The sequence below is a fragment of the Solihabitans fulvus genome (assembly GCF_008386585.1).
Lineage (GTDB): Bacteria > Actinomycetota > Actinomycetes > Mycobacteriales > Pseudonocardiaceae > Solihabitans > Solihabitans fulvus.
The window spans coordinates 19,258-45,963 of sequence record NZ_VUOB01000077.1; the positions used below are offsets into that span (position 1 = coordinate 19,258).

The 26,706-nt window shown below is 71.1% G+C and carries 24 protein-coding genes and 1 pseudogene; 13 read left to right on the forward strand and 12 right to left on the reverse strand.

What is annotated here, in order from left to right:
* Positions 1–25 precede the first annotated feature (25 nt).
* Entirely contained in the window at positions 26–526 is a 501-nt protein-coding gene (locus F0L68_RS36780; protein WP_149854527.1) for a MogA/MoaB family molybdenum cofactor biosynthesis protein, read from the reverse strand.
* A 105-nt stretch (positions 527–631) separates the two neighbouring features.
* Between F0L68_RS36780 and F0L68_RS36785 the strand changes: the two genes are divergently transcribed.
* Positions 632–1,699: an NAD-dependent epimerase/dehydratase family protein gene (locus F0L68_RS36785; RefSeq protein ID WP_149854528.1), complete on the forward strand. Its 1,068-nt coding sequence runs from the start codon at positions 632–634 to the stop codon at positions 1,697–1,699.
* 222 nt (positions 1,700–1,921) lie between these two features.
* On the opposite strand, the gene F0L68_RS36790 is transcribed toward F0L68_RS36785, so the two are convergent.
* The 3 genes from F0L68_RS36790 to F0L68_RS36800 are packed head-to-tail and all read right to left on the reverse strand — an operon-like array spanning position 1,922 to position 5,253.
* A complete protein-coding gene (locus F0L68_RS36790) occupies positions 1,922–2,974 on the reverse strand; it encodes a sensor histidine kinase (protein ID WP_149854529.1) in 1,053 nt (350 codons plus the stop codon).
* Position 2,975: 1 nt separating this feature from the next.
* Positions 2,976–3,683 (reverse strand): response regulator transcription factor, encoded by a 708-nt coding sequence (locus F0L68_RS36795; RefSeq protein WP_149854530.1) that lies wholly within the window; start codon positions 3,681–3,683, stop codon positions 2,976–2,978.
* 10 nt (positions 3,684–3,693) lie between these two features.
* Positions 3,694–5,253 carry a hypothetical protein gene (locus F0L68_RS36800; RefSeq protein WP_223199470.1) on the reverse strand — a complete coding sequence of 520 codons (1,560 nt, stop codon included), beginning with the start codon at positions 5,251–5,253 and terminating at the stop codon, positions 3,694–3,696.
* Positions 5,254–5,396: 143 nt separating this feature from the next.
* Here F0L68_RS36800 and F0L68_RS36805 point away from each other — a divergent pair, with 143 nt between their 5' ends.
* From F0L68_RS36805 to F0L68_RS36825, 5 genes and pseudogenes are all read left to right on the forward strand, one after another.
* A complete protein-coding gene (locus tag F0L68_RS36805) occupies positions 5,397–6,062 on the forward strand; it encodes a glycosyltransferase family 2 protein (protein ID WP_223199471.1) in 666 nt (221 codons plus the stop codon).
* Positions 6,059–6,721 (forward strand): annotated as a pseudogene (locus F0L68_RS36810) (TIGR04282 family arsenosugar biosynthesis glycosyltransferase); the annotation flags it as partial. The gene F0L68_RS36805 and the pseudogene F0L68_RS36810, both read left to right, overlap by 4 nt.
* Before the next feature lie 140 nt (positions 6,722–6,861).
* Complete coding sequence (locus tag F0L68_RS36815) at positions 6,862–7,503, forward strand: methyltransferase domain-containing protein (RefSeq protein WP_149854532.1); 642 nt, start codon at positions 6,862–6,864, stop codon at positions 7,501–7,503.
* Complete coding sequence (locus F0L68_RS36820) at positions 7,500–8,615, forward strand: molybdopterin-dependent oxidoreductase (RefSeq protein WP_149854533.1); 1,116 nt, start codon at positions 7,500–7,502, stop codon at positions 8,613–8,615. The genes F0L68_RS36815 and F0L68_RS36820 overlap by 4 nt, the downstream gene beginning before the upstream one ends.
* Positions 8,615–9,034 (forward strand): hypothetical protein, encoded by a 420-nt coding sequence (locus tag F0L68_RS36825; protein ID WP_149854534.1) that lies wholly within the window; start codon positions 8,615–8,617, stop codon positions 9,032–9,034. Before F0L68_RS36820 ends, F0L68_RS36825 begins: the two co-directional genes overlap by 1 nt.
* 55 nt (positions 9,035–9,089) lie before the next feature.
* On the opposite strand, the gene F0L68_RS36830 is transcribed toward F0L68_RS36825, so the two are convergent.
* The 5 genes from F0L68_RS36830 to F0L68_RS36850 form a co-directional block, all read right to left on the reverse strand.
* On the reverse strand, positions 9,090–10,673 hold the full coding sequence (locus tag F0L68_RS36830; protein WP_149854535.1) for a S1C family serine protease: 1,584 nt from the start codon (positions 10,671–10,673) through the stop codon (positions 9,090–9,092).
* Positions 10,674–10,833: 160 nt separating this feature from the next.
* Positions 10,834–13,599, reverse strand: a complete 2,766-nt coding sequence (locus F0L68_RS36835; protein ID WP_149854536.1) for a lectin — start codon at positions 13,597–13,599, stop codon at positions 10,834–10,836.
* A 292-nt stretch (positions 13,600–13,891) separates the two neighbouring features.
* Positions 13,892–14,974: a galactose-1-phosphate uridylyltransferase gene (galT, locus tag F0L68_RS36840; RefSeq protein ID WP_149854581.1), complete on the reverse strand. Its 1,083-nt coding sequence runs from the start codon at positions 14,972–14,974 to the stop codon at positions 13,892–13,894.
* A gap of 17 nt (positions 14,975–14,991) precedes the next feature.
* Positions 14,992–15,789 (reverse strand): DeoR/GlpR family DNA-binding transcription regulator, encoded by a 798-nt coding sequence (locus tag F0L68_RS36845; protein ID WP_149854537.1) that lies wholly within the window; start codon positions 15,787–15,789, stop codon positions 14,992–14,994.
* A 1-nt stretch (position 15,790) separates the two neighbouring features.
* On the reverse strand, positions 15,791–17,806 hold the full coding sequence (locus F0L68_RS36850; protein ID WP_149854538.1) for a beta-galactosidase: 2,016 nt from the start codon (positions 17,804–17,806) through the stop codon (positions 15,791–15,793).
* Between the two features lie 282 nt (positions 17,807–18,088).
* Here F0L68_RS36850 and F0L68_RS36855 point away from each other — a divergent pair, with 282 nt between their 5' ends.
* The 4 genes from F0L68_RS36855 to F0L68_RS36870 are packed head-to-tail and all read left to right on the forward strand — an operon-like array spanning position 18,089 to position 22,645.
* On the forward strand, positions 18,089–19,402 hold the full coding sequence (locus tag F0L68_RS36855; RefSeq protein ID WP_149854539.1) for an ABC transporter substrate-binding protein: 1,314 nt from the start codon (positions 18,089–18,091) through the stop codon (positions 19,400–19,402).
* Positions 19,403–19,406: 4 nt separating this feature from the next.
* On the forward strand, positions 19,407–20,360 hold the full coding sequence (locus tag F0L68_RS36860; RefSeq protein WP_149854540.1) for a carbohydrate ABC transporter permease: 954 nt from the start codon (positions 19,407–19,409) through the stop codon (positions 20,358–20,360).
* Positions 20,357–21,298, forward strand: coding sequence for a carbohydrate ABC transporter permease (locus tag F0L68_RS36865; RefSeq protein WP_149854541.1), 942 nt, complete (start codon positions 20,357–20,359; stop codon positions 21,296–21,298). The genes F0L68_RS36860 and F0L68_RS36865 overlap by 4 nt, the downstream gene beginning before the upstream one ends.
* 6 nt (positions 21,299–21,304) lie before the next feature.
* Positions 21,305–22,645 carry a glycoside hydrolase family 36 protein gene (locus F0L68_RS36870; protein ID WP_223199472.1) on the forward strand — a complete coding sequence of 447 codons (1,341 nt, stop codon included), beginning with the start codon at positions 21,305–21,307 and terminating at the stop codon, positions 22,643–22,645.
* A gap of 50 nt (positions 22,646–22,695) precedes the next feature.
* On the opposite strand, the gene F0L68_RS36875 is transcribed toward F0L68_RS36870, so the two are convergent.
* On the reverse strand, positions 22,696–23,304 hold the full coding sequence (locus F0L68_RS36875; RefSeq protein WP_188317032.1) for a MarR family winged helix-turn-helix transcriptional regulator: 609 nt from the start codon (positions 23,302–23,304) through the stop codon (positions 22,696–22,698).
* A 95-nt stretch (positions 23,305–23,399) separates the two neighbouring features.
* Here F0L68_RS36875 and F0L68_RS36880 point away from each other — a divergent pair, with 95 nt between their 5' ends.
* Complete coding sequence (locus F0L68_RS36880; RefSeq protein WP_149854543.1) at positions 23,400–23,942, forward strand: carboxymuconolactone decarboxylase family protein; 543 nt, start codon at positions 23,400–23,402, stop codon at positions 23,940–23,942.
* 194 nt (positions 23,943–24,136) lie between these two features.
* Here the strand turns inward: F0L68_RS36880 and F0L68_RS36885 are convergent, their stop codons facing one another.
* Positions 24,137–24,517 (reverse strand): VOC family protein, encoded by a 381-nt coding sequence (locus F0L68_RS36885; protein WP_149854544.1) that lies wholly within the window; start codon positions 24,515–24,517, stop codon positions 24,137–24,139.
* 195 nt (positions 24,518–24,712) lie between these two features.
* On the reverse strand, positions 24,713–24,934 hold the full coding sequence (locus tag F0L68_RS36890; RefSeq protein ID WP_149854545.1) for a hypothetical protein: 222 nt from the start codon (positions 24,932–24,934) through the stop codon (positions 24,713–24,715).
* 155 nt (positions 24,935–25,089) lie between these two features.
* Here F0L68_RS36890 and F0L68_RS36895 point away from each other — a divergent pair, with 155 nt between their 5' ends.
* The gene (locus F0L68_RS36895) at positions 25,090–25,956 is read left to right on the forward strand and encodes a helix-turn-helix domain-containing protein (protein ID WP_149854546.1); all 867 of its coding nucleotides are present in this window, start codon (positions 25,090–25,092) and stop codon (positions 25,954–25,956) included.
* A complete protein-coding gene (locus F0L68_RS36900) occupies positions 25,953–26,201 on the forward strand; it encodes a DUF397 domain-containing protein (RefSeq protein WP_149854547.1) in 249 nt (82 codons plus the stop codon). Before F0L68_RS36895 ends, F0L68_RS36900 begins: the two co-directional genes overlap by 4 nt.
* Positions 26,202–26,706: the final 505 nt, after the last annotated feature.

Consider the following 26,706-nt stretch of genomic DNA (forward strand, 5'->3'; position numbering starts at 1 on the left):
TGCCGAGGACCCTGAGCGCGGCGACTCAGGCCTCGTCCAGACCGGAGAGCTGCTCGATCACGTAGGGCACGAGAGCGGAGAGCGTGGCCATGCCGTCCCGGACGGCGGCCCGCGAGCCCGCGAGGTTCACCACCAGGGTGCTGCCGGACACGCCGACGAGCCCCCGGGAGATGCCCGCGTCCACCGCGCCGGCCGCAAGGCCGGAAGCCCGGAGCGCCTCGGCGATGCCGGCGATCGGCCGGTCGAGCACGCCGAGCGTCGCGTCCGGGGTGACGTCGCGGGGCGAGACACCCGTGCCGCCGACGGTGACCACGAGGTCGACGCCGCCGATCACCGCGGTGTTCAGCGCGTTGCGGATGTCCACCATCTCGCCGGCGACCGCGACGGTCCCGTCGACGATGAAGCCTGCCTCTTCCAGCAGCTCGGTGACCAGCGGGCCCGTGCTGTCCTCGTGCTCACCGTGCACGACCCGGTCGTCGACGATCACTACCAGGGCGCGTCCAAGGCGCTGCGCGCTGCGTTCCATACCGATCACCGTAGTGGTCCCGGCACCGAAGGTAGATCTGACGGTTCGATGACGTGTCGCGCGGCGGCCCGTCCGGAGGGTTCTCGCGGTCCTACCGTTGCCCGGGTGCGAGTACTGATCACGGGCGGAGCCGGGTTCATCGGCTCCCACGTCGCGGACGAGTTGGCCGACCGGGGACACGACCCGCTGCTGCTGGACAACCTGCTCCCGCAGGCCCACGGCACCGCAGGTGTGCCGGACTGGTGCGCCCGGCACGAGGTGGTGCGCGGGGACGTCCGGGACGCTGAGCTGCTGAGCGGGCTGCTGAGCGGGGTGGACGTCGTGTGCCACCAGGCGGCGGTCGTCGGGCACGGGCTCGACCCGTCCGACGCGCCCGTCTACGCCTCGCACAACGACTACGGCACGGCGGTGCTGTTGGCCGCGATGCACACGGCCGGGGTGCGGCGGCTGGTGCTGGCGTCCTCGATGGTGGTCTACGGCGAGGGCCGCTACCGCTGCGCCGAGCACGGCGTCGTCCGGCCGGGGCCGCGCCGGCAGGCCGCGCTCGACCGGGGCGAGTACGAACCGCCGTGCCCGGAGTGCGGGGCCGCGCTGGAGTCGCTGCTGGTGCCCGAGGACGCCTCGCTGGACCCGCGCAGCACGTACGCGGCGACGAAGCTCGCCCAGGAGTACCTGTCCTCGGCGTGGGCCCGGCAGACCGGCGGCGCGGTGTGGGCGTTGCGCTACCACAACGTGTACGGGCCGAGGATGCCAAGGGACACGCCCTACGCGGGGGTGGCGTCGCTGTTCCGGTCGGCGTTGCAGCGCGGCGAGGCGCCGACGGTGCTGGAGGACGGGCGGCAGCGCAGGGACTTCGTGCACGTCACGGACGTGGCGCTGGCGAACGCGCTCGCGGTTGAGGCGGATGGAGAGGCCGGGGCGCTCACGCCGCTGAACGTCTGTTCCGGCGAGCCGCACACCGTCGGGGAGTTGGCCGTCGAGCTGGCCAGGGCCTGCGCTGGCCCGGCGCCGAGGATCCTCGGCGGCGCACGCCCCGCCGACGTCCGGCACGTGGTGGCCGACCCGGCGAGGGCGACGGACCTGCTCGGGTTCCGGGCACGCACGCGGTTCGCGGACGGCATCACCGCGTTCGCGACCGACCCACTGCGCGAACCGGTAGCGACCGCGCGCTGAGCCAAGCGCCCTCTCCGACACCCACGGCCGCACCGGAAGGCGATCGAGCGCACGCACGCTGACCTGCGGACAGCCCCCACCCGCCCTGGGGGCCGTGCCCTTGGCCAGCCTATCGGCCGACGCCGGCTGCCGCCGCCGAGCCGCCGACCAGCTGTGGATAACGTCGTCGGGACGGGTCAGCCTGTGGATAACTGCCGGGCGTCGGTCAGGAGACAGCGTCGGTCAGGAGACGGCGAGGGGGAGGTGGACCTCGAAGCGGCAGCCGGGGCCGTGGTTGTGGGCGGCGATCCGGCCTCGGTGGGCCTCGACCAGGCCGCGCGCGATGGCCAGCCCGAGGCCAGCGCCTGCGGGCTGGCTGTGGTCGGGGCTCGGAGTGCGGGCGGCGGTGCCCCGGAACGCGACGTCGAACACCCGGCCGAGCTCCTGCTCGGGGATGCCGCCGCAGCCGTCGTCCACGCGCAGCAGCGCCTCGGCGCCGTCGACCCCCACCTGCACGGCCACGGTGCCGTCCGGCGGGGTGTGCCGGATCGCGTTGGCGAGCAGGTTGCGCACCACCCTGGCCAGCTCCGGGTCGCTGCCGAGCACCACCGGCCAGGTGCTCGCCTCGGCCTCCAGCCGCACGCCCTTGCGGCGCGCCACCGGGCCCTCGGCGGCGACCGCCTCGCTGACCACGTCGGCTAGCGGGACCTCGGACAGGCTGAGCTGGAGCGCGCCTGCGGTGATCCTGGACAGCTCGAACAGGTCGTCCACCATGCCGGACAGGCGCTCCGCCTCGGTGCCGATCCGGCCCGCGTACGCCGCCACCTCCGACGGCTCGGCGACCACGCCGTCCGCCAGCGCCTCGCCCATCGCGCGGATCCCGGCCAGCGGGGTGCGCAGGTCGTGGCTGATCCACGCGACCAGCTCGCGCCGCGACGCCTCGGCGGCCCGCTCGCGCGCCCGCGCCTCCCGCTCCCACACGCTGCGCCTGGCGATGCTTCGGCCAAGCAGCACGGCGGCCGGCACGGTGACCAGCGCGACCAGCAGGCACACCAGCACCATCTTGGTGAACGTCGAGTTGAACATGAAGCCGCTGATACCGAGCACCCCGACGAGCATCGCGACCACGGGAGTCAGGACCAGCACGGTCATGGCCGAGGCCAGCGACCGCCTGCGCAGCAGGTGCAGCAGGACCGCGCCGAGCAGCGCCACCGGCACCGCGAGCAGGAGCGCGACCGGCAGGATGTGCATGACGTGGGTCAGCATGTCGTGGAGGGACTCGCCGGGTTCGGGCATGTCACTGGCCCCCGTCGTAGCGGTACCCGACGCCCCACACGGTGGCGATGCGCGTCGGCCGCGCCGGGTCGTCCTCGATCTTCTCGCGCAGCCGCCGCACGTGCACGGTCACCGTCGACTGGTCGCCGAAGTCCCAGCCCCACACGCGTTCCAGCAGTTCGGCCCTGGTGAATGCCCTGCCAGGGTTGGACATCAGGAACACCAGCAGGTCGAACTCCCTGGTGGTCAACGACAGTTCGGCCCCGCCGAGTGTGGCGCTGCGGGCCGGCACGTCCACCCGCAGGCCGCCGTCGAGCAGTTCCCGCTCGCGCGGCTCGGGGCGCTCGGCCCGCGACCTGCGCAGCACCGAGGACACCCGCAGCGCCAGCTCGCGCGGGCTGAACGGCTTGGTCACGTAGTCGTCCGCGCCCAGTTGCAGGCCGGCGATGCGGTCCTCCTCCTCGCCGAGCGCGGTCAGCATCACGACCGGCACGGCCGACTGCCTGCGCAGCCGCCGACACACCTCGAGGCCGTCGATGCCCGGCAGCATCAGGTCGAGCACCACCAGGTCCGGCTGCTGTTGGCCGACGAGCCGCAGCGCCTCCTCGCCGTCGCCGGCGAGCCGCACCTCGTGCCCGGCCAGTTCCAGGTAGCGGCGCACCACGTCGCGGACGGTCATGTCGTCGTCCACCACCAGGATCCGCCCGGTCACCGCAGTTGCCTCGGTCATCGTCGCCGCCTCACCAGTTCGTCAGCACCAGATGGTTCACCGCGAGCGCGGTCACCGCCTGGGCGGCCAGCCAGCGCCGCCTGCCCGGCGCGGGCAGCAGCGCGGCGGCCGGGATGAGCCACACCGTGAACGGTAGCCAGATCCGTTCCACCTCCGCCTTGCTCAGCCCGGAGGAGTCCGCGAGCAGCACCGCCAGCGCCGCCGCGCACGCCAGCACCGCGAGCGGCAGCAGGGCCGGATCGAGCCGCCGCCGGGCCAGGCCGGCGACCGCGCGGCGCAGTCCGGCCATCGGGGCCAGCCCGGTGGCCAGCACGAGGGCCGCGAGGTTCGCCCAGGCCCAGTAGCCGTACGGACGCTCGGCCGCGATGCCCTGGTAGTAGCGCTGCACCACCAGGTGATAGCCGTCCACCCACCAGAACCCGGCCGCCGCGAACGCGCCGACCACCGCGAGCGCCCCGGCCCCGGCGAGCAGGGCGGCGCGCCAGTTCCTGGTGAGGACGAGGACGGCGAGCGCCGGCAACGCGAGCAGCACCAGACCGTAGGAGAGGAAGACGCCGAAGCCGAGCAGCGCGCCGCCGGAGCAGGCGGCCAGCCACCGGCGGCCGGGCCGGCCTCGCGGGGTGGTCGCGGCGCCGACGGCGAGCAGCGCGATCCCGCAGGCCGTCACCCCGGCGAACAGCCCGTCCGCCGACACGCCGATCCACACCGCGCCGGGCAGCAGCACCGCGAACGGCAGCGCGGCGCGGGCGGCCGACTCCGGATCGACCACGCCCCGCGCGGCCGCGATCGCTCGCAGCGTCACCGGAACGGCCACCGCAGCGAGCGCGCCGACCAGCACGCACGCGACCGCCGCCCAGCCACCGCCGCCGAGCCCGACGCGGTCCAGCCACACGAACACCAGCAGCGCGCCGGGCGGGTGGCCCGCGACGTGCACGGTCCACGAGTCGGGTTGGAAGTCCGGGATCCGCGCGGCGAAACCGCGCAGGGCCGCGCCGATGTCGGCGATGCCGGGCACCTCGTGCAGGTACTCGTCAGGGGTCGCCAGCCGCGACGCGAGGCCGCGCTGCCAGCCGTCGACAAGGGCCAGCGCGAACGTCCAGGCCACGGCGGCCGCGTACGCCGACCCGAGCGCCGTCCGCCAACTCAGGGCGTGTCCCGTGGGTCTTTTCCGTCGCGAGCGGGGATCCAGGTGTCGTCTCGCAAGGCGCGCACGCGTCCCCATCCCGGTGTTGGATGGGGGCGTGGGTGCAACGCGGCGAGGCGGCGCCTGGGCCCCGCGCAGCAGGAAAGAGATCCGCGGGACACGACCTAGCCGCGCCGCGAGTTCCGGCCCCCTGGCGACGACGAGCGCGGCCACCACCACCGCGAGCGGGGTGCCGGGGCCGACGTGCGGCAGCCAGCCGCCGAACAGCGGCGGCGCGCCGGCGTAGATGTGCACTCGGCCCGTGTGGTTGAGCCACGAGCCGACCAGCGCGGCCGCCGCGACCAGCGTCAGCGCGCCAGCGCCGACGACCAGGTCGGCGCGCCGGCCCGCGCGGGTGGGCGGCCGGACCTCGGTGAGCACAGACACCCGGACACGATAGGCCGTCCGCAGCAGGGCGGTGCGCCGTTCCGGTTATCCGTCAGCACTACGTAATGACTCTGTCACTCGTCACGGGATGGTAAGCAGCGTAAGGGTTCCGGACCGTCCACGGTGGACCTAGGTTCGGCCGCGTGGATGAGACCAGGAACGTGGTTGACGTGGTGCTGCCCTGTCTCGACGAGGCGGCCGCACTGCCCGGGGTGCTCGGCGCGCTGCCCGCCGGCTACCGCGCGGTAGTGGTGGACAACGGATCAAGGGACGGCTCGCCCGAGGTGGCCGCCGCGCTCGGCGCGCTGGTGCTGCGCGAGCCGCGCAAGGGCTACGGCGCCGCCGTGCACACCGGCATCGAGGGGGCCAGCGCAGAGATCGTCTGCGTGCTCGACGCGGACGGCTCGCTCGACCCCGCGGAGCTGCCGAGGCTCGTCGGGCCGGTTCGCGACGGGCACGCGGACCTCGTGGTCGGCCGCCGGGTCCCGGTGAGCAGGGGCAGCTGGCCGTGGCACGCCCGCGTGGGCAACGCGGTGCTGGCTACCCTGTTGCGCCGCAGGGGTTTGGCCGTGCACGACATCGGCCCGGTGCGGGCGTTCCGGCGGCAGGACCTGCTGGACCTCGGCGTCGCCGACCGCGCCTTCGGCTACCCGCTCGAACTGTTGCTGCGCGCCGCCGAGGCGAACTGGCGGGTGCGGGAGCTGGACGTCGCGTACCGGCCGAGGACAGCTGGCACGAAGTCCAAGGTGTCCGGTTCGGTGCGCGGCACCGCGCGGGCCGTGCGGGACATGGCGGCGGTGCTGCGATGACCCCGCACGCGAGCCTGTTGGTGGTCGCCAAGGCACCCGTTCCCGGGCTGGCCAAGACCAGGCTGTGTCCGCCGGCCACCCCGGAGCAGGCCGCCGAGATCGCGGCGGCGGCGCTACTGGACACGCTGGACGCGGTGCTCGGCACGCCGGGTGTCGCGCCCGTGGTCGCGATGGTCGGTCAGCTGTCCAGGGCGGCCCGGCAGCGGGAGCTGCGCGCGCTGCTGCGGCACGTCGAGGTGATTCCCCAGCGCGGCAACGACTTCGCGGACCGGCTGGCGGCGGCACACGCGGACACCGCCGCGCTGCACCCGGGGTTGCCGGTGTTCCAGATCGGCATGGACACCCCGCAGCTCACCCCGGCGCTGCTGGACGCCTCGGTCCGGCGGCTGCGCCTCGGCGAGGCGGACGCCGTGCTTGGGCCGGCCACCGACGGCGGCTGGTGGTCGCTCGGGCTGCGGGAGCCCCGGCACGCCGAGGCCCTGCGCGACGTGCCGATGTCGACCCCGAGGACCGGCGAGTGGACGCTGGAGGCACTGCGACACAAGGGTTTGATTGTCGATCTACTGCCGCAGATGTCCGATGTGGACGATATGGCCGACGCGCTGGCGGTGGCCGCGAACGGCCCGGCCGGCCGGTTCGCGGCGGCGGTCGGCCAGGTGACAGGTGTCGGCCAGGCGACAGCGGCCAGTCAAGTGACGGCAGTCGGCCGAGTGACAGCGGCGACCAGTCAGGCGGCGGCCGGCCAGGTGACAGCAGTCGGCCGAGCGGCCGCGTCCGTCGACAGCCGGTTGGGTGCCCGATGACGGCGTTCGACCTCGGCCTGCGCGGGCAGCACTGCTGGCTGGATCTGGGCGACGGCAGCCGGGTCATGCTGCCGGTGACGCGGTGGCACGCCACGGCGGACGATGCGGACGGCGTGCTGCTGGACGCGTGCCATGGCCCGGCCATTGACCTCGGGTGCGGCCCTGGCCGACTGACCGCGGCGCTGGCCGGGCGGGGCATCCCGGCGCTCGGCGTCGACCTGTCGCCGGTGGCGGTGCGGCTGACCAGGGCACGCGGCGTCCCGGCCCTGCGGCGGAACGTCTTCGAGCCGCTGCCCGGCGAGGGCCGCTGGCGGCACGCCCTGCTCGCGGACGGCAACGTCGGCATCGGCGGCGATCCGGTGGCCATGCTGCGCCGCGCCGGCGAACTGGTGCGCCCCGGCGGAACGGTGTTGGTCGAGGTGGAGTCGCCCGGCCGCGGCGCGGGGCGGCAGCGGGCCAGGGTCAGCGCCGCCGAGCAGCGCGGCGAGTGGTTCGACTGGGCGTGGCTCGGCGCGGACGCGGTCGAGCTCGCCGCCGACGTCGCCGGGCTGCGGTGCGCCTGGCTGACGGAACGGTCCGGCCGCTGGTTCGCGGAGCTGGTCAGGCCGACCGACCACGCAGGGGTGGCGCAGCCATGAGACTCCCCAAGGAAGCCGACTTCACCAGTCAGACGCACGGGCCGCGCACGGCCGCGCGAATCGGGCTGTGGCTGGGCATCGCCTTTCTCGTCTGTTTCGTCACCGGGCTGCTCAGCCACGCGATCCAGCACCCGCCGAGCTGGTTCTTCTGGCCGACCCGGCCGATCAACCTGTACCGAATCACCCAGGGCCTGCACGTGGTCTCCGGAGTGGCGGCGATTCCGTTGCTGCTGGCCAAGTTGTGGAGCGTCTACCCCAAGCTGTTCGGGCGGCCGCTGGTGCGCTCACTGCCGCACGCGCTGGAGCGCGGCTCGATCCTGGTGCTGATCGGCGCGTCGTTCTTCGAGCTGACCACCGGGCTGTTCAACGTCGCGCAGAACTACCCGTGGAAGTTCTTCTTCCCAGTAGCCCATTACGCGGCGGGCTGGCTCGCCGTCGGCGCGCTGCTCGTGCACGTCGCGGTCAAGCTTCCGGTGATCCGCACCGCACTGACCAGGGAACCGAAACCGGTCGATCCGCCGACGGGAGCGTTGTCCCGCCGAGGTTTCCTGCGCACCACCTGGGCCGCGTCGGGGGTCGCTGTGCTGGCCACGGCCGGCGTCGCCGTGCCGTGGCTGCGGCAGGTCTCGGTGCTGGCGTGGCGCTCGGACCGGGGGCCGCAGGGCCTGCCGGTGAACCGCACCGCCACCGCAGCCGGTGTGTCCACTGTGGACGACACGTGGCGGCTCGAGGTCGTGAACGGCGGCGTGACCATGCGGCTGTCGCTGGCCGAGCTGGCCGCGCTGCCGCAGACCACGGCGGAGCTGCCGATCGCCTGCGTCGAGGGCTGGAGCCAGTCCGCGATCTGGACCGGCGTGCCGGTGTCGGCGCTGCTGCGTGCCGCGCACGCGTCGCCCGGCCGGGCCGTGCGGGTGGACTCGCTGGAACGGGACGGTCTCTACCGCTCCAGCGAGCTGCCGGCCGCGCACGCCGACGACCCGTTGACGCTGCTGGCGTTGCGGCTCGGCGGCGAGGCGCTCGACCTCGACCACGGCTATCCGTGCCGGATCATCGCGCCGAGCAGGCCCGGTGTGTTGCAGACGAAGTGGGTCAACCGCCTGGAGGTGCTGTGATGCGGGTGTTGCGTGTCGTGTTGGCCGTGCTGGGGCTGGCGGCGCTGGGCTGGGGCGGGAGCCTGCTGGTTCCGCTGCTGCTGGGCTCGCCGGGCGACGCGGTGTCGCTGCTGGCCTGGCTCGGCGGCGGTCCCGTGCTGCACGACCTGCTGCTGGCCCCGGCCGTCGCGCTGCTCGGCACCGTCATCGTCAGGGCGCTGTCGCCGCGCTGGCGCGGGCCGGTGACGACCGGGCTGGTGGTCACCGGGACGCTCGGGCTGCTCTCGGTTCCGTTGCTGTGGCGGGAGAACTCGGGCCCGCCGAACCCCGGACTGCACGACCGCCCCTACCTGGCCGGCCTTGCCGCGGCGGTCGCGGTGGTGTGGATCGTGGTGCTGCTGTGCGGGGTCACCCACCGCCGCACGAAGTCGAGCCCGTAACGCCGTTTGGTGGCGGCGTTACGGGCCCACGGGCATGACGTGCGAGCTTGGTGGGTTACTTGACGACGACCGGCTGTCCGCCGAGGGTGACGTCGACCGTGTGGTCGTTGTTACCGATGGTCAGCTTCACCTTGTCGTTCGGCGCGTGCGAGCGGACCGCGGCGACGAGCGCGTCGGAGTTGGCGATCACCCTGTCGTCGATCTTGGTGACCACGTCGCCCGACTTGACGCCGCCCTTCTCGGCCGCGCCACCAGCGGTGACGTCGGCGATCTGCGCGCCGGGGCTGCCGTCCTGGGTGTCCCTGACGCTGACGCCGAGGACGGTCTGGGTGGCCTTGCCGGTGTCGGACAGCTCCTTGGCGGTCCGCCTTGCCTGGTCGATCGGGATGGCGAAGCCGATGCCGACCGAGCCGCCCTGGGTCTGCTGGCTGGAGTTCGGGCTGTAGATCGCCGAGTTGATGCCGATCACCTGGCCCTGCATGTTCACCAGCGGGCCGCCGGAGTTGCCCGGGTTGATCGCCGCGTCGGTCTGGATGGCGTTGAGGACCGTGTCCTGGCCGCCGTTCTCGCCGCCCGCCCTGACCGGACGGTTCAGCGAGCTGACGATGCCGGCGGTGACGGTGCCGGTCAGCTCGAACGGCGAGCCGACCGCGACGACGCCCTGGCCGATCTTCATGTCGCCCGAGCTGCCGAACTCGGCGACGGGCAGGCCGGACACGCCCTGCGCCTTGACCACCGCGAGGTCGGAGGTGGGGTCGCGGCCGACGATCGTGGCCGGCACGGACCTGCCGTCCTGGAACACGGCCTTGATCTGGCCGTTGGCCGCCGCGACCTCGACCACGTGGTTGTTGGTCAGGATCAGGCCGTCGGAGCTGAAGATGATGCCGGAGCCCTCGCCGGCCTGCGTCCGGCCGGCCACCTGGAGCTGCACGACGACCGGCAGCACCTTCTGCGCGACCTGCTCGACGGAGCCCGCGGGCGCGTTGCTGGCCGGCTGGGCCGTCTTGGGCTGGTTGAGGGCGTTGACCACCGGCTGGTTCTGGGTGCCCAGCTGGTGCCCGACGTAGCCGCCGACACCGCCGGCCACGCCGCCGACCAACACGACCAGCAGCACCGCCGCGGCCACGACGCGGCCCCGCCGGCGCTGCGGCCGTGCCTGCGGTGCACCCCCCTGCCCCGAGTAGAGCGGCTGCTGGAGCGTCGGCGGGCCGGCGTGGCCTGGCGGCGGTGCGTCTCCCGGCCCGCCGAGCGCGCCCTGCATCGCGCCCGGCTGGCCGGGAACCGGCTGACCAACACCCTGCTGCTGGTAGCCGGCGTAGTGCTGACCGGTCGCCGTCCACTGCTGTTGCTGCGGCGGCGTGTGTCCCCCCGGGACGGACGGCGTCTCGGCCGCCTGCTCCGGCCTCGCCCACGGGTTCACCGGGGTGATCGGCTCACCGGAGTGCGGCGCGCTCTCGGCGGTCGCCGGCTGGGCGGTCTGCGGCGCCTCGACAGGCGCGCCGACGGGCGGCGCGGCGGGAGTCTCGGCGGCCTGGTCCGACGTCGGCCCGACCACGGGCGCTGGGCCGGCGGGCTGCGTACCGTCTTCGACTGGTCGCTCCGGCTGACCTGCCGGAACGCCCGGGGTGTGCTCGGTCATGGCACCTACTGTGGCGCGCGCTCCTGAGAACAGCCTTAGACCCGCCTGGGGTTCAGGTGTGGAATCCACCGGAAAGCGTGACGGCCGGCCCGGCTGGATCGCGCCAGCCGGACCGGCCGCCGTCGACCGGTGTCATTCGCCCCTTGTCATGGCGTCGTCGTCACGGTGTCTTCCAGGTCTGCGCGCCCGTGCCGTTGCAGTCGTAGAGCTGCAACTGCGTGCCGTCGGTGCTGTTGCTGTTGGGCACGTCCACGCACCGCCCCGACTCGGGGTTCACGATCGCGCCGCCCGCCTGCGGCCACCACTGCTGCGCGCCCGTGCCGTTGCAGTCCCAGAGCTGGAGCAGCGTGCCGTTGGCGGTGCCGCTGTGGTTGGCGTCGACGCACTTGCCCAGCGCCCGCAGCGTGCCGTCACCGCTGACCGTCCACGACTGCGCCCCGGACGAGTTGCACGTCCACAGCTGGATCTTGGTGCCGTTGGTCGTGCCGCTGTTGGACACGTCGACGCACTTGCTCGCCAGGCCGGTGACCGGGCCGGTGCGCGGCGGGTTCGGGCCGACGTCGAAGGACGGCGGCGCGTCGGCCGCCGCCGTGCCCCAGGACGTGTTGGCGGTCGATCCGAGGCTGTAGTCCAGCGTGCCGCCCGCCTTGACGAAGTCCTCGGTCAGCCACGGCTTGGTCGTGGCCTGCCCGTTGACGTTGAGCCCCTGCACGTACCGGTTGGTGTCGGACGCGCCCGGCGCGTTGATCGTAATCGTCGCGCCGCCCCGGTTGATGGAGATCGAGGGGAAGCGCGGGCTGGCCAGCGCGAGTTCGGCGCGGCCAGGAGCCTCCGGGTACAGGCCGAGCGAGCCCCACACCACCCACGAGGACATCTCGCCGAGGTCGTCGTTGCCGGCGAGACCGCCGGCGACCGGCTTGAACAGGTCGGTCACCACGCGTCGCACCACGTCCTGGGCCCGGTAGGCCGCGCCGGCGTAGTCGTACGCCCACGGCGCCTCCAGCGTCGGCTCGTTGCCGAGGAACGCGTACTGGGAGTTGGGCCCGTCGTTGAGCTTGGTGAAGAACGTGTCGAGCCTCGGCACGACGGAGGCGTTGCCGCCCATCGCGTCGAACAGGCCCCGGTAGTTGTAGGGCACCATCCAGGTGTACTGGACGGCGTCGCCCTCGACGTAGCTGTCGGTCTGGGTCGGGCTGAATCCCGGCCAGCTCTTGTCGGCGTTGCGCGGCTGGAGGTAGCCGCCGCCGGAGTAGACGAGGTCGCGCCAGTTCTGCGCCCGGTGCAGGTAGGACTGGTAGGTGGCGGTGTCGCCGAGCCGGTTGGCCAGCTGGGCGACGGCGAAGTCGGCGCTGGTGTACTCCAGCGTGGTCGCGGTCGGCCCCCAGGTGCCGCCGGTGCCCGGCGGCAGGTAGCCGAGCGAGTCGTACTGCTGGTAGCCGGGGCGCTGCCGGCCGTCGTGGCTGCCGCTGACGGCGTGGCTCAGCGCGCCTGCCGCGTCGAATCCGGTGCCACCAAAGGCGTAGATGCTCGCGGCGATGATCGGCAGCGGGTCGCCGACCATCACGCCGGTGCCGCCGTTGGCGACCGTCCAGCGGTCCGCGTAGCCGCCCTGCGCGGCCTGGTTGAGGGTGGTTTGCGCGATGTCCGCGGCCTGTTGGGGCGCGATCAGCGCGATGAGCTGCACCTGGGACCGGTAGACGTCCCAGCCGGAGAAGTTGGCGTACTGCGCGTGCCCGGAGGCGGCGTTGTGCACCTGGTTGTCGAAGCCGATGTACTGGCCGTTGACATCGCTGAACACGTTGGGGTGCAACAGGGAGTGGTACAGCCCGGAGTAGAGGACGCCGAGCTGGTCCGCGGTGCCGCCGCCGACCGCGATCCGGCCGAGCAGGTCGTTCCAGGACGCGCGGCCCGCGGTGCGGACGGCGTCGAAGGACTGGCCGGACTGCTCGGTGGACGCGTTGGACGCGGCGTTGGCGATGCTGACGAAGGACAGCCCGACCCGCCCGGTGACCGAGGGGCCGCTGCTGGTGTCGAAGGAGACGAACGCCTGCGCGCCCGAGGCGAGCGCGGTGGTCTCCGGGTGTTGCGTGACCTTGGGTGTCGAGCCCGGCGGCGGCTGGGTCTGCGCGGTCTTCGGCTCGACGGGTGCGACGCCGGGCGCGCCGCCCTGGACGGATTTGCGGCTGGTGTCCAGTTTGCCCTGCGCGAGCACGCCGGTGGTGCTGAACGGGTGGTCGAAGGACGCCGAGAAGTACACCCGGTACCTGTTGCCGGCGCCGCAGAAGCCGCCGCTGTCGGAGTAGCCGGAGATCGTGTTGCCTGAGATGGTGACCGAGCCGCTGGCCGCGTTGAACGCCTTGCCGGCGTCGATCAGCAGGGACGCGGTTTGGCCCGCGGGGTAGGTGAAGCGGGCGATCCCGGATCGCTGGGTGGCGGCGAGTTCCGCCTTGAGGCCGTTGTCGAAGGTCACGGCGTACGCGCCGGGCGAGGCGGCCTCGTTGGCGTGCGAGAAGGTGTTGTAGCCGACCGGGGTGCTGCCCAGCATCGGCAGGAACGGGATGTTGCCGAAGTCGCCGCAGCCCGCGCCGGACAGGTGGGTAAGGCTGAAGCCCCGGATCCTGTTGTCCCCGTAGGAGTAGCCGCCGTGCTGATAGGTGACGGTGTCCGGGCTCCACTGCACCATGCCGAACGGCGCGTCCGCGCCGGGGAAGGTGTTGCCGGCGCCGCCGCCGGTGCCGAAGTCCGGTCCGCCCGGTTCGGTGCCGACGAACGGATTGACGTACTGGGCCGGGTCGTTGATCACCACCCGCGGCTTGCCGGGCGGCGCGGCCGTTGCGGGGGCAGCCGCGCTCGCGGTGGCCACGGCGACGGCCGCGGTGAGTAAGCCGATCAGGAGGGGGCGCGCGCGCCACCTGGAACCGTGCATCAGAAGCCTCCATGTCGCAGGGCCGACAACGTTGTCAGGAGCGCAGAGCGTCTGAACGGTCTAAGCAGGTTTCCGGTTGCCGCACGGGGCGGCGGTGGCGGTGGCGGGCCGCCGGGGGTGGTCGGGGCGGTCTAGTTCGTTGCTGACAACGTTGTCAGGACTGGATAACTAGTAATTCTCGGCAGCACGGACTGGGTCGTCAATCCGCCGCGGGGGTGTATGCGACGGACGGCGGCCGGCGTCGATCCCCAGCGATACCCGGACAAACTTCAGCGATACCCGGACAAAGGAGTCAGGCGGAACGAAGGCGCTCCGCGATCTGCTCCGGTGTCACGTCGTTGATCCACACCGCCATGCCGGACTCCGAGCCGGCCAGGTACTTGAGCTTGTCCGCGGTGCGCAGCACCGAGAACACCTCGAGGTGCAGCCAGGACAGCTCGCGGCCGACGCGCACGGGCGCCTGGTGCCACGCGGCGATGTAGGGCAGCGGCCGGTCGTACAGGGCGTCCAGCTTGCGCAGCACCGCGAGGTACAGCTCGCTGAAGTCGTCCCGCTCCTCGTCGGTCAGCGCGGGCAGGTCGGGCACCTGGCGGTGCGGCACCACGTGCACCTCGACGGGCCAGCGCGCGGCAGCCGGCACGAACGCGGTCCAGTGCTCGCCGGTGGCCACCACCCTGGTGCCGGCGGCGCGCTCGGCGGCCAGCACGTCGCCGAGCACCGGGCGGCCGTGCTCGGCGAGGTAGTCGCCAGCCACCGCGAGCATCCGCTCGGTTTTGGGCGTGACAAAGGGGTAGCCGTAGATCTGGCCGTGCGGGTGGGAGAGCGTGACGCCGATCTCCTCGCCCCGGTTCTCGAACGGGAAGACCTGCTCGACGCCGGGCAGCCCGCCGAGCGCCTCGGTGCGGTCGGCCCAGGCGTCGACCACCGTGCGGACCCGGCCGGGGGTCAGCTCGCCGAAGGAGGAGTTGTGGTCGGAGGTGAAGCAGACCACCTCGCAGCGTCCGCGCCCGGCCGCCCGCGCCACCATCGGCATTCCGTCCACTGTGGACGAAATGTCCGGCACGCTCTGCGCGAAGGAGGGGAAGCGGTTCTCGAACACCACGACGTCGTAGCAGGACTCGGGGATCTCCGTCGGCCGGCCGGGCGAACTCGCGCACAGCGGGCAGAGATCGGCCGGCGGCTTGTAGGTGCGGGTCTGCCGGTGGGTGGCCATCGGCACCCACTCGCCGGTCAGCGGGTCGCGCCGGACCTCAGAGCGCGGCTGCGGCTCCGGCAGGTCCCTGGTGTCGACCGCGACCCTCGGCGGCGCGTCGGAGGTGTCGTCGAAGTAGATGATCTCGCGGCCGTCGGCGAGTTTCCCCGCTGTGCGCCGAATCCTCGAACTCGCCGGGGTCACGCCAGCTCCTCGCCCCTGCCGGGGACCGGCACCTGCACGAGTTCGCCGACCTGTTCGGACAGCAGTTCTCTCGCGTCCGGCGGCAGCCCGTCGTCGGTCACCAGCACGTCGGCCTCGTCCAGGTCGGCGATGGTGGAGATGCCGACCGTGCCCCACTTCGTGTGGTCGGCGAGCACCACGACCCGGCCGGCGGCGTCGACCAGCGCGCGGTCGGTCTCGCTCTCGTTGAGGTTCGGCGTGGTGAACCCGGAGCGCTCGGCCATGCCGTGCACGCCGAGGAAGACGACGTCCAGGTGCAGCGAGCGCAGTGCCTGCACGGCGACCGGGCCGACCAGCGCGTCGGACGGGGTCCGCACGCCGCCGGTGAGCACGACCGTGCGGTCGGTGCGGCCGTTCTGCTGGAGCACGTCGGCGACCCTGATCGAGTTGGTGACCACGGTCAGGTCGGGGATGTCGTCGAGGAACCTGGCCAGCGTCCAGGTGGTGGTGCCTGCGGACAGCCCGATCGCGGTGCCCGGCCGGACCAGCCCGGCGGCCGACGCGGCGATGGCCTCCTTCTCCGGCAGCTGCCGGACGGACTTAGCCTCGAACCCTGGCTCGTCGGTGCTGCGGCCGACCACCGAGGTGGCGCCGCCGTAGACCTTCTCCACCAGGCCCCGGCCGGCCAGCACGTCGAGATCGCGGCGGACCGTCATGTCGGAGACGCCGAGCCGCACCACGAGGTCGCTGACCCGCACCGCGCCGGTGCGCCGGACCTCCTCCAGGATCACCGCTTGCCGTTGCCGCGCCAGCACGTCACACCTCTTCCCGAGTGTCCTGGTGGGAGTTCCGTTCCCGGACGACCGCGACGCCGCCGGCTGGCACCGTCAGCGCGCCGGACACCTCGGACCCGGACAGCAACTCCACGCCCGCGACGTCCAGTGTCACGTCCGCGTCCGTGTGGTTGATCGCCACGAGCCACGATACGGGCCGACCGGCCAGCTGACCGCGTCGCCGCACCGCTTCCACCCCGGCGGGTGTCGGCACGGGCGGGGCGACGTCGGCCGCCGCGAGCACGTCGGCGACGAGTCCGCGCAGGCCGTCGCCGGTCAGTCCACACGCGAGGTACCAGGCGAGCCCGGCGCCGTGCCGGTTGCGGGTGATCGCGGGGACACCGGGCAGCGCGCCGTCGGTGTAGCCGGCGACCGCCTCCGCGCCGCGCAGGTGCAGCCATTCCGTCCACACCTCGGCCGAGCCGCCGTTGTCCAGCGCGACGGTCTCGCCGGCGCGCAGCGGGAAGAACTCCTCGGTGGACACGCCGAGCAGGTCGCGGAACGCGCCGGGGTAGCCGCCGAGCCGGACGTGCCCGCGTTCGTCGGTGATCCCGGAGAACCAGGTGACCAGCGCGTGGCCGCCTGCCTCGACGTACCTGGCGATGCGCGTGGCGTCCGCGTCGGTGACGGCATAGAGGGCGGGCACCAGCAGCAGTCGGTAGCCGGCGAAGTCGGCCGACGGGTGCACGAAGTCGACGGTGACGCCGGCCAGCCACAGCTCCCGGTACAGCGCGAAAACGGTGTCCTGGTAGGAGAAGTCCTCGGTGGGGTGCGCGGGCTGCTCGGCGGCCCAGCCGGCCTGCGGGTCGAACACGATGGCCACCGATGCGTCCACTGTGGACTCGAGAAGCTCGCTGGCGCGCTGATACTCGGCCCCGACCTGACAGACCTCGCGGAACACCTTGGTGTCGACACCCGCGTGCGGCAGCATGCCCGAGTGGTAGCGCTCCGCGCCGGCCCGCGACTGGCGCCACTGGAAGAACAGCGTGCCGTCGGCACCCCTGGCGACGTGCGAGTAGGAGTGCCGGCGACCCTCGCCCGGCCGCTTGGCGATGTTGCGTGGTTGCCAGTTGACCGCCGAGGTGGAGTGCTCCATCAGCAACCAGGGCTTGCCGCCTGCGACACCCCTGGTCAGGTCGGCCGAGAAGGCGAGGTCGATGTGCCCATCGGAGTTCTCACCCTGCACGTAGTGGTCGTTGGAGACGAAGTCGACCTCGCGCGCCCAGGACCAGTAGTCGATCTTGTCAAACGCGCTGTTGATCATGAAGTTGGTGGTGACCGGCACGCCGGGAGTCAGCTCGCGCAGGACGTCCCGCTCGGCGCGGTAGAGGTCGAGCAGCGCGTCGGAGGAGAACCGGTCGAAGTCCAGCAGCTGCCCCGGATTCCCGTAGGTCGGCGTCGCCCTCGGCGGCAGGATCTGCGCCCAGTCGGTGTAGTGCTGGCTCCAGAACTCGGTGCCCCACGCGTCGTTGACGGCCTTGACGGAGCCGTGCCGCTCGCGCAGCCAGTCCCGGAACGCCACGGCGCAGCGGTCGCAGTAGCAGCGCGCGACGTGGCAGCCGTACTCGTTGCCCACGTGCCAGCTCGCCAGCGCGGGGTGTGCGCGGTAGCGCTCCGCGAGTCGGCCGGCCAGCGCGACCGCCCGCTCGCGGTAGATCGGCGAGGTCGGACAGTAGGACTGCCGGGAGCCGTGCGACAGCCGCACGCCCTCGGCGGTGACGGGCAGCATCTCGGGGTGCGCGTGCGTCAGCCACGGGGGCGGCGCGGCGGTGGCGGTGGCCAGGTCGACGCGGATCCCGCCGTCGTGCAACTGGTCGAGCACGCGGTCCAGCCAGCCGAACTCGTAGATGTCCCGCCCGGTCTCCAACAGCGCCCAGGAGAAGATCCCGACGCTGACCAGGTTGACCCCGGCCCGGCGCATGAGTTCGACGTCGGCAGCCCACTCACTCTCGGGCCACTGTTCGGGGTTGTAGTCCGCGCCCCAGGCGAGCCCAGGCATTCCAGAAGGCCAACTCGTCACGGCCGCAAGAGTGACCGACTCGGGCCCGAACGTCAACACAGTCCAACATTCACGACCGTCGAGGTCTATCGAGGTCTGTTGGAGTATTCACGGTGCTGAACCGGACAAAACCCACCGCCAAGCCCGTCCACGTGGGTTAACAGGTCCGTAACAACACTTGACATGCCGTGTGGCTGATACCACATTGTGCGCAACTTTGTTTGAGTCCGTGGTCTTCCCGAGTTCGGTTCGCCCGGCCGAGCGTCACCCGTAGGAGCGACGATGACCCGCTTCACGCCCACTCCCCCCACCGCGCACCCGCTACTCGGCCGCAGAGCCGTCCTCAAGGGCCTGCTGACCGCGGCCGGCATCGCCGCCGCCGCACCGACGCTGGCCGCCTGCGGCGGTGGCGGCTCAGGCGGTTCGGACAGCAAGACAGTCACGTTCGGGTCCAACTACTCCGACCAGGTGCCGCGCACCGCGATCGCCGCGGTGCTGGAGGACTTCAAGAAGCAGTCCGGCATCGCGGCCACGGTCAACACCAAGGACCACGAGACCTTCCAGCAGCAGATCACCAACTACCTCCAGGGCCACCCCGACGACGTGTACAGCTGGTTCGCCGGCTTCCGGATGCGCTACTTCGCCGGCAAGGGCCTGTCCGGCGACATCTCGGACCTGTGGGGCCAGCTCGGCGGGAACTACACCCAGGCGCAGAAGGAGGCGTCCACGGGCAACGACGGCAAGCAGTACTTCGTGCCGTTCTACTCCTACCCGTGGGCCGTGTTCTACCGGCCGAGCATCTGGCAGCAGCACGGTTACACCGTGCCCAAGACGCTCGACGAGCTGGTCACGCTCGGCGGCAAGATGAAGACCGACGGCATCGTGCCGATCGCCGTCGGCCAGAGCAACGGCTGGCCCCAGCTCGGCACGTTCGACCAGCTCAACTTCCGCACCAACGGCTACGACTTCCACATGAGCCTGATGGCCGGCAAGGAGGACTGGGCCGGCAAGAAGGTCCGCGACGTGTTCGACAACTGGAAGCGGCTTCTCCCGCTGTACCAGGAGAACGCGCTCGGCCGCACCTGGCAGGACGCCGCGCAGACCGTGCTCCAGGGCAAGGGCGGCATGATGGTGATCGGCTCGCAGCAGATCGGCCAGCAGTTCGCCGGCAAGCTCGACGACCTCGACTTCTTCCCGTTCCCGGAGATCAACTCGGCCTACGGCACGGACACCGTCGAGGCGCCGATCGACGGCTTCATGATGGCCAAGAAGCCCGCGAACGCCGACAACGCCAAGAAGCTGCTGACCTACCTGTCCACGCCGGAGGCGCAGCTCGCCTACCTCAAGTCCGACCCGACGAGCATCGCGGCGAGCTCCAAGGTCGACCCGGCGGGCTACAACGCGCTCCAGAAGAAGGCGATGGACTTCGTCGGCAAGGCCAAGCACATCACCCAGTTCCTCGACCGGGACACCGACCCGCGCTTCGCCAGCGACGCGATGATCAACGGTGTCAACGCCTTCCTGAACAAGCCGGACGACATCGACGGACTGGTCAACGGTCTCGCCAGCCAGGCGAAGTCGATCTTCACGGGGTGACCCGATGACAATCCTGGACATCGACCAGCCGGTCGCTCCCCCGCCGCGCCGCAAGGGCCGGCGGGGCCGGGCGACCGCGCTGGCGGGTACGGACCGACTCACTCTCGGCCTGATGCTCGGCATCCCGACGCTGCTGGTCCTCGCGCTGATCTGGGGACCGGCGCTGGCCTCGGTCGCCCTGTCCTTCACCGAATGGGACGGCGTCGGCGGCCTGTCCGACATCCGCTGGGTCGGCCTCCAGAACTACGCCGACATCTTCACCACCTACCCCCGGTTCTGGCCGGCCGTGCAGCACAACCTGATCTGGCTGGCGTTCCTGATCGTGCTGCCGACCGCGTTCGGGTTGTTCCTCGCCGTGCTGCTCGACCGCAAGCTGCGGTTCGGCAGGCTCTACCAGAGCGTGCTGTACATGCCGGTGGTGCTGTCGCTCGCGCTGACCGGCTTCATCTGGCAGCTCATGTACAACCCGGACCAGGGGCTGATCAACAGCCTCATCGGGCACGCGCACACCGACCAGATCAACTGGCTCGGCAACCCGGACCTCAACCTCTACGCCGTGCTGGTCGCCGCGGGCTGGAAGCACACCGGCTACGTGATGCTGCTGTACCTGGCCGGCCTCAAGGCGGTCGACCCGTCGCTGAAGGAGGCGGCGCAGCTCGACGGCGCGAACGGCTGGCAGACCTTCTGGCAGGTCACCTTCCCCGTGCTCCGGCCGATCAACGTGATCGTGCTGGTGATCACCGTGATCGAGGGCCTGCGGGCGTTCGACATCGTCTACGCGCTCAACCGGGGCCGCAACGGGCTGGAACTGGTGTCCGTGCTGATCACCGACAACATCATCGGCGAGTCGAGCCGTATCGGCTGGGGCTCGGCGCTCGCGGTGATCCTGCTGGTGATCTCGCTCGGCTTCATCGTCACCTACCTGGTCCAGGTGTTCCGGAAAGAGGAGCGGTCATGACCTCCGCCGTCGGAGTGCGGCCGAAGAAGTCCGCCGGCTCCCTCCCACCGGGGTCCGGTCTCGGCGGAAAGCACGACCGGCCACGGGATCGCGCCCTGCGGGGCGCGCTGCACACGTTCCTCGGGCTGACCTGCCTGGTGTGGATCGCGCCGCTGCTGTGGGCCGTGTACGCGTCGCTGCGCAGCTACGACGACACCGCGCAGCACGGGTACTTCTCGCTGCCATCGAAGCTGACCTTCGCGAACTTCGCCAAGGCGTGGACCAGCGCCGACCTGCCGCACTACTACCTGAACACGTTGCTGATCACCATTCCGGCGCTGCTGATCACGCTGCTGTTCAGCTCGCTGGTCGCGTTCTGCGTGTCCCGGTTCAACTTCAAGTTCAACCTGGCCCTGCTGATGCTGTTCACGGCGGGCAACCTGTTGCCGCAACAGGTGATCATCGTGCCGATCTACCGGCTGTTCCTGCTCACGCCGGTGCCGAGCTGGCTCAGCGACAGCGGCTACCTGCTCGACTCGCAGTTCGGGCTGGTGCTGGTGCACGTGGCGTTCCAGACCGGGTTCTGCACGTTCGTGCTGAGCAACTACATGAAGACGATCCCGCACGAGCTGACCGAGGCGGCCAGAGTCGACGGCGCCAGCGTGTTCCGGCAGTACTGGCAGGTGATCCTGCCGCTGTGCCGGCCGGCGCTCGCCGCGCTCGGCACGCTGGAGTTCGCCTGGATCTACAACGACTTCATGTGGGCGATCGTGCTGATCCAGACCGGCGACAAGATGCCGATCACCTCGGCGCTGGCCAGCCTCAGCGGCCAGTTCTTCACCGACTACAACCTGGTCGCGGCGGGCTCGCTGCTCACGGCGCTGCCGTCGCTGATCGTGTTCTTCGTGCTGCAACGACAGTTCATCGGGGGCCTGACCCTCGGATCGACGAAGGGCTGACCCATCGTGGACGACGTCGCCGAGATCCCAGTAGACCCGGCGCGGGCCGTGGTGCACGAGCAGGGCTGGCAGTCCTGGTCGCCGTCCACCGGCTACGCGCTTGGCGAGCAACCGCACCGCCCCAACGCCGAGAAGCGCAGGATCGGGTGCTACCGACCGGAGACCGCGCCGGGCGCGGACGTCTTCTGGGGCGAGGGCCTGCTCGCGGTGGATCCCGGCGACGGCGGCCCGGTCACGGTCGTGGCCGCGGTGGAGCCGACCGGCACGGTCCCCTCGATCCGGGCTCGCGCGGTCGACGGCCGCGTCGTGGTCGCCGCCGACGGCCCGGTCCGCGTGGTCACCGACGCTGGTGCCGGCGGTGTGCCCGGTGCGTTGGCCAGGTGGGCGGACGAGGTGGCCGGCGGCCTCGGCCTGCCAGCCCCGCGCCCGGCGCCGACGATCTGGTGCTCCTGGTACCAGTACTTCACCAAGGTCACCGAGGCCGACGTTGACCGGAACCTCGGCCTGCTGGACACCCTGGAGCTGCCCGTCGACGTCGTGCAGGTGGACGACGGCTACCAGGCGGAGATCGGCGACTGGCTCATCCCGTCCGGCCGTTTCTCGGACACCCCAGGACTGTTCAAGCGCATCGCCGACCGAGGAAGGCGGGCCGGCATCTGGACCGCGCCGTTCCTGGCCGGCGCGCGGTCCAGGATGGCGGCCGACCACCCGGACTGGTTGGTGCGCGACACCGACGGCACTCCCGTGAGCGCCGGCAACAACTGGGACCAGGACCTCTACGCGCTGGACACCACGCATCCCGGCGTCCGCGACTATCTCCGCTCGGTGTTCTCGACCTTCGCCGGCTGGGGCATCGACTTCCACAAGATCGATTTCGTCTACGCTGCGGCGATTCCCGGCGTGCGGCACGAGGACGTCACCGGCATCGAGGCCTACCGCTCCGGCGTGCGGCTGATCCGGGAAGCCATTGGCGCGCAGGCATATCTGCTGGGTTGCGGCGCGCCGCAGCTGCCGTCGATCGGCCTGGTCGACGCGATGCGCGTGAGCCCCGACATCGCGCCGAGCCACGAGCCGGAGTCCGGCGACGTCTCGCAGCCGAGCCAGCGCGGCGCGGCGCTCAACGGGGTGTCGCGGGCGTTCCAGCACGGGCGGTTCTGGGTGAACGACCCGGACTGCGTGGTCGCCAGGCCCGGCGTGGAACGCCGCGAGGAGTGGGCCGCCCACGTGGCGGAGTTCGGCGGGCTGCGGGGCAGTTCCGACGGGCTGGATCAGCTGGACGACTGGGGCCTGAAGACCACCCGCCGGCTACTGACGGACCCCGTACCGCGCCATTTCGTGGCCAGCTAACAGTTCTACTGGCTCGGTTCATGGTCCGGGCAGCGCCATTTCGTTACCAGCTAACGGTTCCGCTCCCTCGGTTCGTGGTCCGGGCACTCGATGCGCAGCTGGGCGTCGGCGAAGGGGCTGTCCACAAAGCCGCAGTGGTGCGGGCGGGCGCTGCGCAGGTGGGCGTCGCGCTGGAAGAAGCGGCACGTGACGCACATCCGGGACACCGGAATCGCGCGATGTTCCTGTAGGGCCGCGATCATGGCGCTCACCCCGCGCAGCATGCCCTCGACGTCGGCCGGCGCCACCGCGTCCAGCGCCTCGCGCAGGGGCGTCGGCACGAGGGTGAGCCGCCGCGCCTCGGCGACTCCCTCGTCGGTCAGCGTGACCGCGGCCGCGCGGGAGTCCGCCGGATCGCGGTGCCGGGCCACCAGATTCTTGCCGTCGAGGGCGCGCAGCGCGTCGCTGACCGTCGGTGGTGTCGAGGCGAGCGCCTCGACGATCTCGGCCTGCCGGCGCGGGCGCGGGTCGCCGGCGAGGAACGAGACGACGTCGGCCTGGAGCGGCGAGAGGCGGTGCGGGCCGGCGTCGCGGTAGGCGCAGATCCGCACGGCCTGGCCCAGTCTGGACAGGCCGACCAGCAGTTGCTCCTGCGGCGGCAGCCCGGGGATGTCCGGCACGGTGCACCTCTTTCGCTGTGTCTCTTGCATATTAGGCACTGCCAAACTAAATTGGCACTGCCAACTAAGTGACACGATCTTCTGGAGGACCAGCCATGCCCCGTCTGACCACCGTCGACCCCGCGACCGCGACCCCGACCGCCAAGGCGTTGCTGGACAAGGTCGAGCGCATGCTCGGCGTGACGCCGAACATGATGCGCGCGATGGCCACGTCGCCCGCCGTGCTCGACGCCTACCTGTCGTTCAGCGGTTCCCTGTCCAAGGGCAGCCTCAGCGGAGCCGTCCGGGAACAGATCGCCCTGGTGTCGGCGGCCGAGAACTCGTGCGAGTACTGCTATGCCGCGCACCACGAGCTCGGCGCACGGGCCGGCGTCAGCGCGGCCGACCTCGCCGCGGGAGGCCACGCCAAGGCCGCCGACCCCAGGACGGCCGCGGCGCTGCGGTTCGCCAGGGCCGTGCTGCGGACAAAGGGTTTCGTCACGGATGAGGACCTCGCGGAGGTCCGCGCGGCCGGCTACACGGACGGCGAGCTCGGCGAGATCATCGGCAACGTCGCGCTGAACGTGTTCACCAACTACTTCAACTCCGTCGGCCACACCGAGATCGACTTCCCGCCGGTCGCACTACCGGCCGCATGACAAGAATGGGCGACCAGGGGTCGAGCCGCCTCGTCACCGCCAGGTAGCCACGAGGTCGCCGGTGTTCGGCTTCATCCTGGTCGATAAAACCGAACACCGGCGACTTCACTCACTTCACGATCACGACACGCCCGTCACACCGGGCTTCGAGGCAGGCCAGTGGACACCTGTTGTCGAGGCGTGACCGCTGAGCATCAGAGCGGGTTGAGGCGGGCCCTGAGCAGGCAGAACTCATTGCCTTCCGGGTCGATCAGGACATGCCACTGCTCTTCTCCGGTCTGGCCGATGTCGGCCGGGCGCGCACCGAGCTTCAGCAGGCGTTCGAGTTCGGCGGCCTGGTCGCGGTCGGTGGCGTTGACGTCGATGTGCAGCCGGGACTTCCCCTGCTCCGGCTCATCGCTGCGACTGAGGATGATCGTCGGCTGCGGACCGCCGAACCCTTCGCGCGGCCCGATCTCCACCGAACCGTCGTCCTCGCGATCGAGCACGACGAAGTCCAGGACCTCGCACCAGAACCGCGCCAGCGCCTCAGGGTCGCGGCAGCCGAGCACGAACTCACTGATACGACATGCCATTGACACAACCTGCTCTCAGTCCCGGGAACCGCCGGGGAGGCCGCTCGCGAACCTCACGAGCCCCAGCAGCGAAAACAATCCCGCGAAACGTACCGGACGAGGTGAGCACGGGCGACAGGTTTCAGGGCCGCCGCCCCTGTCCGGGCAGCCGGGCAAGGCCGTTGACCACGCAGAAGGGAACCCGACCTTGAGACACTAGGCGGGATCCGGCTCGACCCAGTCGTCCTCGGCGTTCATCCAGTAGTGGATGTCGCTGATCTTGTCGCCGAGGGTCTCCGACTGCGAGGGCGCGATCAGGATGTAGCGACCCTCGGAGTCGGTGACCTTCACCTTGGGCAGTTCGACCTCGACGGTGACCGGCCCCATGCCGGAATGCGCCGGCACGGTCCAGACCTTGCGAACATCCGTCCTTTCCATGCATTCCTTCTCCCAGACGGCACGCTCGGCTTCGTCCACAATGTCCTCCCGGCTCGAATTTCCTCTCACTCGAACAGTCCCACGTTGCAGACAGTGCATGCACTCTCACGATCGTGTGATTGCGAGGCGACTGCGCGGACCTCGATCATGGCGCAATGCCAGCCGGAAACCCGCACACCTCGGTCCGCTCGCGCACCGTCGCCGCCGAACTCCGTGCGCTCCGCGAACAGCGCAACCTGAGTTGCGAGGACGTCGCGGAGGTTCTTGGCGTGTCGGCGAGCAAGGTCAGCCGCATGGAGACCGGGAAGAGCGGGCTGCAATACGAGGATGTGGCTGCGCTACTGGGCTTCTACCGGGTCCCGATGAGCAAGCGGCACGAGTTGCTCGATCGGTTGAAGCGATCCGACGAACGAGGCTGGTGGGAACGCCAGGCCGGCCTGCCGCAGCTCTGGCGAGCACTGATCGAGTTCGAGGCGAAGGCGGCACGAATTCACGACTACCAGTCGCTTGTGGTCCCCGGCCTGTTGCAGACGGGTGAATACTGCCGCGCGCTGATCGAAGGGCTGGACAAGACGTTGTCCGACGGTGAGTTGGACAATCTGGTGGCAGCGCGGATGGCGCGTCAGACGCTGCTCACACGAGCCAACGCGATGCAGTACCTCGCCGTGATCTCCGAGGACGCACTGCGGCAGGACATCGGTGCCCCGGGAGTGATGCTCCGTCAGATCCGACACCTGCTCAGCGCCGCTGAACGCCCCAACATCACGGTGCGCGTGGTGCCTCGAGGCATCGGCGTGCACGTGGGACTGCGTGGCCCCTTCATCATCCTCGAGTTCGCGGACGAGCCCCATCTGGTTCATCTGGAAAACCAGGACACCGCGATGTTCCTCGACGAAGAGCCGGACCTGTCCGCCTATCGAGTGGCGTTTCGGAATATTCTGGGCGTGAGCCTTGCACCGGCTGCAACGGCCGAGCGGCTGGCCATGATCGCCGAGGAACTGACCGGGAGGACCGCCCCATGACAGTGCTGGATCTGAGCACCGCGCGCTGGCGCAAGAGCAGCCGCAGCAGCGCAACCAACACATGTGTCGAGGTAGCCCTCCTGGACGTGCCCTGGCGCAAGAGCACCCGCAGCAACGCCGGCAACACGTGTGTCGAGGTGGCTTTCTCCGGACCCGCTGTCGGCGTGCGCGATTCCAAGAACCCCACCGGCCCCGCGCTGGCCTTCCCCCACTCCGCCTGGCGCGCCTTCCTCGCCACACAGTAGGCACATCGCGTACATTCAGTAGCAGCCCAGGCCACTAGGCCGGGGAAGTGAGCCCAGGTGCGCGTCCGGACGGTCGCTGCCTGGGCTTCGCGCTAGGTGAGCACCCCAAGGTCCGTCATGCTCTGAACGAGCGGACCGACCCTGCGTCGCCAGTCGCCTCCAGCGCCAAAACACCAGGCGACAGCGTCGCTGATCCACAAGCCAGGCTCGCCGGACGAGTACATGTGCTCGTACACCAAGCCAGCATCACGGGCCTTCGTTCGTGCGACGACCGATCGGTCTCGACCGTTCGCCGCCAGGTCACGAGAGTCGATCACGAGTCTCGTCGCACCAAACCCGATCGCGTCGCACACCAGACTCTCAAGCAGGGCAGCTCGCACTGTCTCACTCGCCCCTTTTGCGGTGTAGACGTGCGCACGCGACTGAGCGGCAACAAGGCGGGAGACAATCAATCGTCGTCGCGAATCCTTCTCTAGCAAACACGTCCAACTGCGTCGAGGTGGCG

Coding starts and splice junctions, on each gene's coding strand:
- F0L68_RS36880 (WP_149854543.1), top strand. CDS start 23,400: ATGCCCCGTCTGACCACCGTCGACCCCGCGACCGCGACCCCGACCGCC.
- F0L68_RS36795 (WP_149854530.1), bottom strand. CDS start 3,683: ATGACCGAGGCAACTGCGGTGACCGGGCGGATCCTGGTGGTGGACGAC.
- F0L68_RS36855 (WP_149854539.1), top strand. CDS start 18,089: ATGACCCGCTTCACGCCCACTCCCCCCACCGCGCACCCGCTACTCGGC.
- F0L68_RS36815 (WP_149854532.1), top strand. CDS start 6,862: ATGACGGCGTTCGACCTCGGCCTGCGCGGGCAGCACTGCTGGCTGGAT.
- F0L68_RS36890 (WP_149854545.1), bottom strand. CDS start 24,934: ATGGAAAGGACGGATGTTCGCAAGGTCTGGACCGTGCCGGCGCATTCC.
- F0L68_RS36850 (WP_149854538.1), bottom strand. CDS start 17,806: ATGCCTGGGCTCGCCTGGGGCGCGGACTACAACCCCGAACAGTGGCCC.
- F0L68_RS36825 (WP_149854534.1), top strand. CDS start 8,615: ATGCGGGTGTTGCGTGTCGTGTTGGCCGTGCTGGGGCTGGCGGCGCTG.
- F0L68_RS36895 (WP_149854546.1), top strand. CDS start 25,090: ATGCCAGCCGGAAACCCGCACACCTCGGTCCGCTCGCGCACCGTCGCC.
- F0L68_RS36865 (WP_149854541.1), top strand. CDS start 20,357: ATGACCTCCGCCGTCGGAGTGCGGCCGAAGAAGTCCGCCGGCTCCCTC.
- F0L68_RS36790 (WP_149854529.1), bottom strand. CDS start 2,974: ATGCCCGAACCCGGCGAGTCCCTCCACGACATGCTGACCCACGTCATG.
- F0L68_RS36820 (WP_149854533.1), top strand. CDS start 7,500: ATGAGACTCCCCAAGGAAGCCGACTTCACCAGTCAGACGCACGGGCCG.
- F0L68_RS36860 (WP_149854540.1), top strand. CDS start 19,407: ATGACAATCCTGGACATCGACCAGCCGGTCGCTCCCCCGCCGCGCCGC.
- F0L68_RS36835 (WP_149854536.1), bottom strand. CDS start 13,599: ATGCACGGTTCCAGGTGGCGCGCGCGCCCCCTCCTGATCGGCTTACTC.
- F0L68_RS36900 (WP_149854547.1), top strand. CDS start 25,953: ATGACAGTGCTGGATCTGAGCACCGCGCGCTGGCGCAAGAGCAGCCGC.
- F0L68_RS36780 (WP_149854527.1), bottom strand. CDS start 526: ATGGAACGCAGCGCGCAGCGCCTTGGACGCGCCCTGGTAGTGATCGTC.
- F0L68_RS36885 (WP_149854544.1), bottom strand. CDS start 24,517: ATGGCATGTCGTATCAGTGAGTTCGTGCTCGGCTGCCGCGACCCTGAG.
- F0L68_RS36830 (WP_149854535.1), bottom strand. CDS start 10,673: ATGACCGAGCACACCCCGGGCGTTCCGGCAGGTCAGCCGGAGCGACCA.